Annotated in this window: 9 protein-coding genes and 2 pseudogenes; 2 read left to right on the top strand and 9 right to left on the bottom strand. The window is 40.7% G+C overall.

The annotated features are described in order from the left end of the window. Positions 1-325: 325 nt before the first annotated feature. Positions 326-445, bottom strand: a pseudogene (locus KOL94_RS06005) (transposase); the annotation flags it as partial. A 207-nt stretch (positions 446-652) separates the two neighbouring features. On the opposite strand from KOL94_RS06005, the gene KOL94_RS06000 reads away from it, so the two are divergent. Next, complete coding sequence (locus tag KOL94_RS06000; protein ID WP_221564939.1) at positions 653-1,798, top strand: MFS transporter; 1,146 nt, start codon at positions 653-655, stop codon at positions 1,796-1,798. 162 nt (positions 1,799-1,960) lie between these two features. On the opposite strand, the gene KOL94_RS25865 is transcribed toward KOL94_RS06000, so the two are convergent. Then, positions 1,961-2,149: a virginiamycin B lyase family protein gene (locus tag KOL94_RS25865; protein WP_483298083.1), complete on the bottom strand. Its 189-nt coding sequence runs from the start codon at positions 2,147-2,149 to the stop codon at positions 1,961-1,963. A 24-nt stretch (positions 2,150-2,173) separates the two neighbouring features. Here KOL94_RS25865 and KOL94_RS05995 point away from each other — a divergent pair. Then, a pseudogene (locus KOL94_RS05995) lies at positions 2,174-2,324 on the top strand (SDR family NAD(P)-dependent oxidoreductase); the annotation flags it as partial. 668 nt (positions 2,325-2,992) lie between these two features. Here KOL94_RS05995 and KOL94_RS05990 read toward each other — a convergent pair. From KOL94_RS05990 to trpD, 7 genes are all read right to left on the bottom strand, one after another. Beyond that, on the bottom strand, positions 2,993-4,045 hold the full coding sequence (locus tag KOL94_RS05990) for a hypothetical protein (protein ID WP_260412215.1): 1,053 nt from the start codon (positions 4,043-4,045) through the stop codon (positions 2,993-2,995). 810 nt (positions 4,046-4,855) lie between these two features. Continuing rightward, positions 4,856-7,036: an anthranilate synthase component I gene (locus KOL94_RS05985; RefSeq protein WP_221564937.1), complete on the bottom strand. Its 2,181-nt coding sequence runs from the start codon at positions 7,034-7,036 to the stop codon at positions 4,856-4,858. Positions 7,037-7,128: 92 nt separating this feature from the next. Continuing rightward, entirely contained in the window at positions 7,129-7,926 is a 798-nt protein-coding gene (gene trpA, locus KOL94_RS05980; protein ID WP_221564935.1) for a tryptophan synthase subunit alpha, read from the bottom strand. After that, positions 7,923-9,119 carry a tryptophan synthase subunit beta gene (gene trpB / locus KOL94_RS05975; RefSeq protein WP_221564934.1) on the bottom strand — a complete coding sequence of 399 codons (1,197 nt, stop codon included), beginning with the start codon at positions 9,117-9,119 and terminating at the stop codon, positions 7,923-7,925. Before trpB ends, trpA begins: the two co-directional genes overlap by 4 nt. Further along, complete coding sequence (locus KOL94_RS05970; RefSeq protein ID WP_221564932.1) at positions 9,120-9,746, bottom strand: phosphoribosylanthranilate isomerase; 627 nt, start codon at positions 9,744-9,746, stop codon at positions 9,120-9,122. A gap of 3 nt (positions 9,747-9,749) precedes the next feature. Further along, entirely contained in the window at positions 9,750-10,508 is a 759-nt protein-coding gene (gene trpC, locus KOL94_RS05965; RefSeq protein WP_221564930.1) for an indole-3-glycerol phosphate synthase TrpC, read from the bottom strand. Continuing rightward, on the bottom strand, positions 10,501-11,523 hold the full coding sequence (trpD, locus tag KOL94_RS05960; RefSeq protein ID WP_221564928.1) for an anthranilate phosphoribosyltransferase: 1,023 nt from the start codon (positions 11,521-11,523) through the stop codon (positions 10,501-10,503). The genes trpC and trpD overlap by 8 nt, the downstream gene beginning before the upstream one ends. Positions 11,524-11,984: the final 461 nt, after the last annotated feature.

Here is an 11,984-nt window from a genome sequence, read left to right as displayed (position 1 = left end):
TTGAATATATAATAAAGAGACTCGTTACTGACGAGTCTTTTGTCTTTACAAACAACGGAGAACTTATTATATAAAGGTTATACTCTCTTGTGAACCCACTTCTTCAATAGGAGCTGTTCTCCTTCTTGAAGAAAAGCCCCCTTTTACGGAATAACTAAAACTCAAGTTTTCATTGTTGTTTTTCTTCTATGATATGTGTTTACGACAGCCCATATGGAAAAAAGAATGGTAAAACACGTTACACCTAATAATAATGATACAAGCGCAACATCCCGATAATCGAGAAAATGTACCTCTACAAAGCTAATCCCACTCCCATAAGAATAAAACGACTATCCGAAAAAGGTGTATTGGTCATATCATTGAAACTCTTGCCGCAATCTTTACAGAGGTACCGCTGTCGGGTTCGATATTTACCGTTCCTCTTAACAGAAGTGCTTCCGCAAACAGTTTGTCAAATTCCGCTATTCTTTTTAGTAATCGGAACATATAATAAAAGAGAAGAAAAGGCGAGCAATGGAAGCACGTCCCTTCCGCTCTTATTTTTTAGTTTATGATTTTTAGGAGGTATTACTATGCATACAATCATCAGTGTACGCCCTTAATAAGGGGGACGTACACTTCTTTAGCCGCCAGACTTTTGGAGGCTATGATGAAACCAATCTATTATTTATATACGAAAGCATTGTCTGATTTTAGTTCACGTATGCAGTTTATCGGCTTGACGAGCGCACTGTTAATGAGTACGTATCCTGAGCTGTATATGATGCTGTTTTTTTTAGGGAGACAAATTGGTGGCATGATGTCAAGCTATCTTGCAGGCATTGTTGCCGACCGTTTTTCGAAGCGCCTAACGATGATTATTTCAGAAATTGCAAGCGGAATCGCTGTGTTAAGTTTAATTTTCATAGAACATCCACTGTTTATTGTTATTGTTGCCTTTTTACTTGGTATTACGTATACATTTTTTGATGTGAGTTTTCGAGCATCAATTCCTACGATATTTGGTGAAGAGCGCCTTACGGAAATCAACTCGCTGCTTGTACGTCTTGGAGCGACGATGAGTATCGTTGGCTTTCCCGCTGGCGGTTTGATTTCGACCTTTTTTTCTTATAAGTATTTGCTTGTGTTTGACGGCTTGATGTATATTGGATCAGCCATTGTATTGTTAAATATCCACTGGTCAGAACCAACCAAATCGCTTCAGCCCGTTGAACAGAAACAAACCTTACGAAACGTTTTACAGTCAGGTATGTACATGTTTTTGCTGACAGTTGGATTTGTGTATCCATTTGCAGCTTCTGCTTATCAATACGCCCTACCGCTCATCGCATCTATAGAGGAATACGGGGATTTATATAACGGGATGATGTGGTCGACTGTAGCTGTTGGATCATTTCTATGTTCATTGATTATAAAAAAACAAGATGTTAACGAGCGGCGTTATATCGTCAGTTTACTTTTGTTTGGAACATTCGTATCACTCACGTTTATTTATGATTTAACACTCGCCACGTTTCTTGTTCTATTCCTTGTAGGAGCTGCTGAAGCACTGGTGCAAGTATGTCACTACACACTCCTTCAGCGCAGTGACGAACATGTTCGCGGCCGCTTGTTCGGTCTCAACACGCTCGCAACGAGATGTGGGTTTTTAGCGGGGTTTGGAGCTATACCACTACTGGAAAAAATGACCTCATTATCTCATGGGATTTGGTTGATGCAGAGCATGCTGGTGATATGCTGTCTTGTTCATATGTGGCGAAAATACCATTCAACACCAAAAAGCGAAACCTTTTAGATTGGGTTCGCTTTTTTAATACCGTACTGACCAAAGTTTCCTCTCTTAGACTTTGATTAAATAATACTTCCTTATTGAACAAAATGGGTGTTATCCTAACTTTAGGAAAGCACCCTTTCTTGAACAATCTCAAAATTCTAACAGATTTCATAGTGCTATATATCAATAATTTGTTATATTACCTAATTTATTACACTCCAATGCAAACCAAACGTCCCCATTATTATCACAAGTGATACCATGTGGCTCAGTTTGTTGGGTAGGGATTTTATATTCTGTAATCTGCTTATTAACAAGGGAAAATAGTCCGATCTGATTTGCTCCCCACTCAGAAGCATTTGCAGTTGGAATTGTTTGAGACAGCAGTAAATGAATTTTGGAACCTTAGATATTCTAATTAATAATGATGGTATTATGGATGGGTTTTGAACCTGTTAGTGACATTATTGATGAAAGATTGGATTTAATATTTGATATTAATGCAAAAGGTGTCATTCGTTCCATGCGTAATGCGATACAATCTTTTTATAAATATAAGTCTGTTTGATATAAAAAATCTTGATTTTGATCAAACTTTATTTTAAGGCACCATATTAAAAGTAGGTGGTGACCAGTATTACTGACGGGATCAAGTCCCACGGACGCTACGTCTTACCCCGGCTACCTAAAGAATAACCTAAATAGGCTAACCAGATGACCTGGTTAACCTTATAATAAAAAGTCCTAATATCTTGGGTTTTATTAGGTGTTTCTTGTTGTACTATAATAATACGTTATACAAAAATACGTTCTTTTTATTTTCTTAAATGTACATAAACGGAATACCAAATGACTGATTCTAATAGGTTAGAAATGTAATAATGGACTTATAACATGCTACATTCAGGGCTAAAAAATCATCACGTTTGTGAATGATTACACTTAAAATGTAGTGTAGTGATTTAAAAATAAACTGCGATCATTAAAATGCCAAAAATCCCTGCTTTCGATCAAAATGCAGGGATTTTTGGCATTTTAATAGACTTTGGGAAATGTATAAACTAGTGTTGCTTATTCAAGAAAAGCGCCCTATGGTTGCATATCAACGAATAGTAAAGTGAAGGAAAATAAAAACTCTCATGTATACAATCTATAAGTAATCTAAATTCGTCACATTTGGTTTTATTTATGTTAAATGACCATTAAAATGAGGAGTTAAAGTTTACCACAATGTTTGCATCGTCCCCGCCTTTTTAAATAATAGGCTAAAATTGCTATCCCTAGAGATATTCCCCATGGCAACCAGAACAAAAAAGGAACAAATTGTCCCCAATTTTCATTGGTAATTGAGCCATTAACCATCATAAATATGATTTGTGGACTAAGCTTTAGCCCCGTTATCGTGATAATAGCCGACATCAACATTGCAGGAACCATAACAAACCAAATTGGAATTTGTTTACCTGCTAGAAAAAAACACCACCGTGGAAAAATCACTCCCCATCTCTGAATAAGTCCAAGAGTTAGAATTCCACCGCCAATACATAATCCTCCCAGTATGGCTTCAACTATTACATTGTCTTCATTCCCAACCATTGATGAGTCGTTTGTCCCCAAAGGAATTCCTAACGCCCACGCCCATCGGACAATACCGTATGGCAATGCCATAATAACGGCTAAATAGGTAAACCACTTTCCCCACTTTGCTGTTGCTTTTGCTGATGATCCTTCTGTAGCGTCATTCCTGCCACAATTGCCGCAAGCATTCTGTGTAAGACGAAAATATGCTATTGCAGAAGCGCCCCATATGAACCCACCAACTATACAAAAAACTTGATTAATAACTCTCCAATCCAGCAGATCAAAGTGAAGCAAAAACAAATAAGCAAAGTTCTGCACAATTCGCGAATCTGGAACTATAAATATAAGCGTCACACTCATTATCCAAGCAAAGGAGAGAAATATTGCACGAGGAAAACGACTTCCCCATGGCATTATCATCGCTATAGCTACCACTGTACCTATCAATCCAGCTATGGCAATGACTGGTCCCCCGGCATCAACATTAAGATTTGATAAAAATGATCCCATCATTTCTGCCCGTGAATCGTTTTTACCGAAAGGAAATCCGTTGCCACCTAATAACCAGTACAGCCCGAGTAACCCGTATAGTAGGGACCATAGAGCAGCTGCATACCTAGTCCACTGCGGCCAACGCGACAGCCAGGAAAAATGTGTTGAATTATTGATATTTATTTTCGGTTCCATTTCACCCTCCCTAAAGCATTTTCATAATAAAAATTAAAATGTCATACTCCAAGATATAGTAACCCTTTCAATTAATTAGGTTAACCTTCCAAAAAGGATCTTACTAATTTTACCATTATTTTCTTCTTAAATTAACCTCCCATTACAAGAAAATAGCTTTATTCCTTGCTCCAAAACTCATATATTTATCCTTATTTTACCACAAGAACAGAACTTTCAAGGAAATAATAACATCAAAAACGTCATCAAAACCGGTACTCATTTTGACAAACTCTTTGGATCGTACAATAACTAGTGTACGAATGAAAACAGCGTGTCAATTAAAATGTCATTTGCCTAATGTTTCACAACCCTTGATATTAAAGTAAAATGTCCCGTGAATTGGCACGGGACATTTCTAATGTTATTTATTCTTTATGCACCTCAAAACGGAACCCTTTACTCTATTACAAGACTCTATCAATTGTGGGTCGATGAAATCCTGCTATTGAAAGAAAGAGGTTGACTCATAATATTGAGCATAGAGGGAATTCTCAAGACTTCTTGCTAAAACAATTTCTGTAAGACCCTTAGCGGACACAGGAGACCTTATTTTCCAAAAAATCGTTCATTTATAAAAATAACGGACACCAGAGCTCTTATTTCGTTAAAATCTTAGTAAATCAGCTGATTTGTTCACAGATAACGGCCCTGGTGTCCGTTAAATTCAGAAAAACCGCATATTTGTCACAAATAACGGCCCTGGTGTCCGTTACAATTTCAGAACATCCATGAAAAGCAGGAGGCTGCCCCTCAGGACAGCCTCCTCCTTCATACTGAAAGTTCTTCAAGTGATTTATCCAGTTGCTTCATCACGTTATAGATGATGCGGATACCGACATCTCCATCAGAACTGACAATTGATTCTGGATGAAACTGTACGGCGGTTATCGGGAGAGATTTATGTTCGATCGCCATAGGGATATCATCCTGGGATAATCCAGTCAATATAAGGCTTTCAGGAATATGTTCTGCATAGATTGAATGATAGCGGCTCGCCTGGAACTTATCCGGCAATCCCTCAAACATCTTGCTTGAATTCATTTGAGTAATGGTTGAAGTTTTTCCATGTTGCGGGTAATCCAGTAAATCCAAACTCCCTCCAAAATACTCGACGATTCCTTGAAAACCTAGACATACACCAAAGATGGGAATCTTTTTTTCGATACATAAGCGGATAGTTGCCCACACGTCAAACTGTGCAGGGGTTCCCGGTCCAGGAGAAAGAACGACCAGATCAAAATTGTTTTGATATCGCAGCATCTCTCTCGCTTTTTGTGCTCGATAGGTGACCACATGTGCACCAGTCTGTTTAAAGTAGTTCGCTAATGTATGGACAAACGAATCATCATGATCCACAATCAACACGTTCTTTGACTCTCCTGGCAACTGGTTGTTCCGAGCATCCTCATCCTTGATAGGTTCACGGATCGCTTTTAAAAGTCCTGCTGCTTTTGTCAGTGTTTCCTGTTCTTCATCTTCAGGAATCGAATCATAAAGCAATGTTGCACCTACCCGAATTTCAGCGGTCTGATTTTTTATCCGGATCGTTCTCAAAGTCAATCCAGTATTCAAATCTCCATTGAAACTGTACCAACCTACAGCGCCTCCATACCAGCCTCTTGGAGAATCTTCGTGTTCTTCGATCCATTGGATTGCTGCTTTTTTCGGGGCACCGGTTACGGTTACAGCCCACATATGCGTCAAAAATGCATCCAATGCATCAAATTCGGGCCTTAAATACCCCTCAACGTGATCAACGGTATGGATCAAGTGTGAGTACATTTCGATCTGCCTTCTGCCGATGACATTAACCGATCCTGGCAAGCAAATTCTCGACTTGTCATTCCGGTCCACATCGGTACACATAGTCAATTCTTCTTCATCTTTTTTCGAGTTCAATAGTTTTCGGATCTGATCAGCGTCTTCTAATGCGTTTTTCCCGCGTTTGATCGTCCCAGAAATCGGACACGTTTCAACCCGATTTCCTTCGACACGTACATACATTTCAGGTGAAGACCCGACCAGATGCTCATCGCCTAGATTGATGATGAACCCGTATGGACTAGGATTGATTTGCTGTAGTCGATCGAACACTTCGGAAGGGGTAGTTTCACATTTTTCATATAGGGTTTGTGAAGGTACGACTTCGAACATATCGCCCTGTTTAAACCGTTTTCGAGCTTCATCCACTAATTGGGCATATTTACCTGGTTGATATTCATTATATTTTGTACCGTTGATTGATTGGTCAGGATTACGTGCACCGTTCCGTTTCAATCCTTCCGTTTTGAGTGACACGAATCGAAAATCGTAGGATAGCTGATAAGCATGATCAGATTGATGATCCACCACTACGATTTCATCTGGTAAGAAGAGTTTTATATCTTCTACATCGGGATCTCTCTGTTGTTTAAGATCAATTGACTCGAATTGAAAAACAAGGTCATAGCCAAAGGCTCCGTATAGTCCTAAAAAAGAATCTTCATCTGAATAAAATAAATCTTTAAGTGTACGGACGACGTTGAAAATAGACGGTTGTCTGCTGCGGTCCTCTTCAGGATAAACTGCATCAGATTTCACAATCGAAGCTTTGATTTGTGAATCGGTATTTTTAAACGAACCGATTTCATTCCTGGTACTCAATCGCTCCGAGATCATTTGAAGTAATAGTTTGCCTCGATAATTCAAAGCATTGATCGTAAAGTCCAATCCTTTCGCTCTTATTTCTAGAGGTGGATTGATGAAACCGACATCCCATCTAGAATAACGGCCTGGGTATTCATATCGGCTTGAATAAAGCGCTCCCTGGTAGTGGTCAATATCTTTTAAAATTTTGGATACAGCCTCGCCTGGATCAAGTGATGTTTGCGTACGGGTAATCTGTATGCCGCCTGCTGTATCATAATTTTTAATTTCTTCCGGCTGTTTTGATTTGGTAAATCGTTTCAAAACGCTACCTCCTTTTGAAAGGAGACATGGAAAAGAATCATGCTGTTTGTCTATTCCTGTCTCTGCTCAGCTCATCTCAATTTTTGTATCCTTTACTGTACGCCAGCCTTTTCTTTGGTTAATGAAGAAATATAGGATCTGCATTCTTTTTTCCAATTGTCTGGGTTTTCCGTATGGAGCTCATGGACTTTCCGGATGATCGAGCTCCCGATAATGACGCCATCACAGACCTTACCGACTTCAATGAATTGTGCACGTGTTGAGATACCGAAACCCAATGCTACCGGAATATCTGTAAATGATTTCGCTTCTCTTAACAAGCGCTTCGTTTCTGGATGGAAATCCTTCCGTTCCCCAGTGACACCGAGAGAAGATACACAATATAAAAAGCCCTGGGATTCTTGAGCGATATGGTATAACCGCTCTGGTGATGTTGTTGGTGCAACTAATGAAATGTAACTGATGTGTTCCTCTTGGCAACGCTGTCTTAGTGATTCACTTTCCTCAAAAGGTAGATCTGGTATCAGTAATCCATCAACGTCATTTTCTTTTGTCAGGTTGAAAAAGCTCTCTTCCCCCAATTGTAGAAATGGGTTGATGTACGTAAATATCAGAACTGGAATCTCAAGCCCTAGCTCTCGCATCTGTTTTACCAGCTGCATTGCTTTTTCAATCGTCATTCCTTTCGCCCGTTTCGCAGCTTCTTGGATGACAGGTCCATCTGCAAGAGGATCCGAATAAGGAATTCCGAGCTCCAATACATCTGCCCCTTCCTCTTGTAAGAGAAGTGCCAACTCGATTGTTTCTTCAGGTGATGGATCTCCTGCCATGATGAATGGGATGAACAGTGGTTTCGCTTTCGACTTTAATTGTTCAAAACGTGCATTCATTGTTGGCCCTCCTTCATCACTTTCATGATCGTCCCGACATCCTTATCTCCTCGTCCTGAAAGACAGACGACGATGGATTGTTTCGGATCCATTTCTGCCGCTTCTTTATAAGCCTGTGCAAGTGCATGAGCACTCTCGATAGCAGGCAGGATTCCTTCTTCTTCTGATAAAATCTTCAACGCCTCTACTGCTTCATCATCTGTAATCGTTTTATAGGTGACCCGTTTCGAATCTGCTAGAAAAGCGTGTTCAGGACCTACTCCTGGATAATCAAGCCCTGCTGAAATCGAATATGGTTCGATGATCTGGCCATTCAGATCCTGGTTCAAGAATGTCATCGATCCATGGAGGACTCCAATCGATCCTGTTGTTATCGATGCTGCGTGTTCACCGGTTTCAATTCCATGTCCGCCTGCTTCTACACCAATAAGCTCAACCTCATCTTCTATAAATGGATGGAACATGCCCATTGCATTACTTCCTCCACCGACACAAGCGACAATCCTGTCAGGTAACTTTCCTAAAAAAGTGCTATGTTGTTGTTTCGTTTCAACGCCGATGACACGTTGCAGATTACGGACGATATAAGGATACGGGTGAGGTCCCACAACAGAGCCGATACAGTAGAATGTATCCTGTACAGCTCCAGCCCAGTACCGGATCGCTTCATTTGTTGCATCCTTCAATGTCTTGCTTCCACTTTGGACGGAGATCACCTCAGCCCCAAGTAATTTCATACGGAACACGTTCAATGATTGGCGTTCGACATCTTCTTCACCCATGAACACCTTGCAACTCAAACCGTACCTTGCACAAGCTGTAGCTACTGCTACGCCATGCTGACCAGCACCTGTTTCAGCAACTACCTTACTTTTCCCCATACGCTTTGCGAGGAGCACTTGCCCAATGGCGTTGTTGATTTTATGAGCACCCGTGTGGTTCAAGTCTTCACGTTTCAAATAAATTCGTGCTCCACCAAATCGTTTCGTACTGTTTTCTGCATATGTTAGCGGAGTAGGTCTCCCTGAATAATGATTCAATTCATGATCGAGCTCTTCCCGGAAATCTTCATCTTCCATCGCATTGTTGAAAGCTGCCTCTAATTCCTCAAGTGCAAACATTAAGGTTTCGGGTACATAACGACCGCCAAATTGGCCGAACCGCCCTTTTGTATCTGGGTAAAGTGTCTGCATTTAAACATTCATCCTCTCTATAAGGTCATTGATAAGTTGAGGGCTTTTCCGATCGTTCTCCTCGATCCCGCTTGATAGGTCGATTCCCATCGGATTGAACAATAAACACTCCTCGATATTGGAGGGGGTAATGCCTCCTGCGATAAAGCAATCTTTATCCATCTCCACCGCTTTTTTGGTATAAGCAGGGATGGCGTTCCAATCAAACTTGATGCCTGTTCCACCCCATTTTCCTTTCACTTTCGTATCGATGACAAAGCCATCGACGACATGGTCGTACTCATCTAACTGTCGGAGTGTCCCTTCACCATGGGCTAACGCTTTCCATATTTCAATGTTGACATTTCTCCGTACTTCACTGATGAACGAGTTCGATTCATCGCCATGAAGCTGAATGACATCGAGTTTGACATGTGAAAGTGTCTCTTCGATTTCAGTAAGATCAGGATTGACGAAGACCCCGACATGTTTCATTTGATGATGAGGTTCGATCCACTTGCTAACGTCTATTGGTGAGACGCGACGCTTGCTGTCCGCAAAAATGAACCCAACATAATCAGCACTATATTCTCGAACAGTTTCATAATCTTCCTGAGAACGGATACCGCAAATTTTCAAATAAGGCATTGCTCAATTCTCCTGGAATAGGTCTTCAATACAAGTTGAAATCGACTTCGATCTCATCAGCGTCTCCCCGACTAAAATTCCAGACGCTCCAGCTTGATGAACGAAATTTACATCTTCAGAGGTTTTGATACCGCTCTCACTGATAAAAGTGACCTCTTCTGGAATGACGGAGGCTATTTCCCCAGTATGAGCGACTGAAGTTTTAAAGGTGTTCAAATCCCGGTTATTGATGCCGAGAAGTTCAGGGATGAATTGATTGAAAACCTCTTTAACCTCATCTTTAGAGTGGACCTCCAGCAATACTTCAAGTCCCAGTTCTTTTGCATACAGATACAACTCTTTCATTTGCACTGGATCAAGGATTGCTTTAATCAACAGGATTGCGTCCGCACCCATCGATTTGCTCTCTTCGACCTGAACGGAATCAATGATGAAATCCTTCCGTAATATTGGTAGATTGACTGCTTTCTTTATTTGCGTCAAATAATCTGAGTGACCTTGAAAATAGGTTTTATCAGTCAAAACAGAAATGGCATCTGCCCCTGCTGCTTCATAGGTTTTCGCAATATCGACTGGATGGAAATCTTCGCGGATGATCCCTTTTGAAGGTGATGCCTTTTTCACCTCTGCGATCAGCCCAAGCTTTCGATTGCTGTTTGATATCGCATTTTTCAGCGAACGCTGCGTGTATGTTACCTTCTCAAAGGTCTTAGGATAATTTGATAGTTCTTGCTTTTTGGTTTCCACGATCTGCTCAAGCATAGGACCTCACCTGCACATGTGTCATGTTAAGGTAATGCCCTTCAACCTGTCCTGATTCGATCGCTTCTTTAACGAGCGGTACAGCTGTTGAAAAATCGGATGCTCGGTCTGCAGCGACAAGACCTGCTGCTGCATTCAGAATGACGATGTTTTTGGCTGCTGGATTCGAGCTGTTGTTGAAAACCTTTCGTATGAGGTCTGCACTCATTTCGGGTGAATCCACCTGGATATCTATTAAATTACCTGTTTGAAGACCAAGATCTTCAGGATGAATTTTGTAAGTCTTGATTTCATCTGGAGTAACCTCGAGCACCATTGTGGATGACATTACCGAACATTCATCCAGACCGTCGTCACCCGAGACGATCATTGCTTTCTTAATACCTAATCGTTGAACCACTTCTGCCATTTTACGAGCTAATTGTGCATCATAGACACCGATCAATTGTCGCTGACACCCAGCTGGATTGCATAAGGGTCCTAATATATTGAATACGGTGCGGAATCCGATTTCTTTTCTCGGAGCTATTGCATGCTTCATTGCTGGATGATACAGCGGTGCAAATAGAAAGCTCATCGAATACTCTTCCAAAGCTTTGATCGCTTCATCAACACCAGATTGGGTAGGGACATTAAGACATTCGAGCACATCTGCGCTTCCGCTTTTAGAAGAAAATGACCTGTTTCCATGCTTTGCGACTTTCACACCTAGTGAAGCCATGACAATCGCTGAGGCAGTTGAAATGTTGAATGTTCCAGAGCCGTCCCCTCCTGTTCCGCAAGTATCTACGGTATCTTCCAAGTTGACCGGGAAAGCAATAGCATGTTCACGCATCGACTTTGCGAAACCCGTCATTTCATCAACTGTTTCTCCACGCATTTTTAAAATTGTTAATAGACTTGCGATTTGACTTGACGTAACGTGTCCGGTCATGATCCGATCCATGATGGATTTTGCTTCATCTTCTGAAAAGGTCTTACCATCCATCGCATTTTTTAATTGGGTTATAATCATTTGTAGTCTCCTTTCGATCCGTGTTTTTTGCATACGTGTGGACCAAAAGAAGTTCAAGGTGGAATGAATTTCATTCTTATTTGAAGGTTAGTGAATGACATCTCTATCACGCTCCTCATTATGGAGTACTGATAGAGCTGAGGTATAGGTTATGAAGGTTATTGAATAGGCTCTGTTATTCTTGATTGTTGAATTTCACCGGAGTGAAACGAATTTTTCTTACATTTAAAGGAAGTATTAAATACTTTCTTCAATATAAGCGCAACTAAGGCTCAGCCTACGCCAAAGGCTTGGCTTTGCCAAGTTTTCTTTATGGAATTGTTCCTAAGCAATCAACAACAACCGATTAACAAAAACCTATGGTTAATAAAAAAATCCCATGGACATAAGGGTGCCCAAGGAATCGTCACTTGTAAAACGTACCTTAGCTCGCCTCAACTCTCTCAAACTCTACTCTTTTC

The organism is Alkalihalobacillus sp. TS-13, from assembly GCF_019720915.1.
Classification (GTDB): domain Bacteria; phylum Bacillota; class Bacilli; order Bacillales; family Fictibacillaceae; genus Pseudalkalibacillus.
Note: the sequence above shows the minus strand (reverse complement) of the source record. Positions and strands in the feature narration are given on the sequence as shown.

Bases quoted from the DNA above. Each gene is read 5' to 3' on its own strand.
- trpD (WP_221564928.1), bottom strand. From the start codon at position 11,523: ATGATTATAACCCAATTAAAAAATGCGATGGATGGTAAGACCTTTTCA.
- trpB (WP_221564934.1), bottom strand. From the start codon at position 9,119: ATGCAGACACTTTACCCAGATACAAAAGGGCGGTTCGGCCAATTTGGC.
- trpA (WP_221564935.1), bottom strand. From the start codon at position 7,926: ATGAATGCACGTTTTGAACAATTAAAGTCGAAAGCGAAACCACTGTTC.
- KOL94_RS06000 (WP_221564939.1), top strand. From the start codon at position 653: ATGAAACCAATCTATTATTTATATACGAAAGCATTGTCTGATTTTAGT.
- KOL94_RS05990 (WP_260412215.1), bottom strand. From the start codon at position 4,045: ATGGAACCGAAAATAAATATCAATAATTCAACACATTTTTCCTGGCTG.
- KOL94_RS05970 (WP_221564932.1), bottom strand. From the start codon at position 9,746: ATGCCTTATTTGAAAATTTGCGGTATCCGTTCTCAGGAAGATTATGAA.
- trpC (WP_221564930.1), bottom strand. From the start codon at position 10,508: ATGCTTGAGCAGATCGTGGAAACCAAAAAGCAAGAACTATCAAATTAT.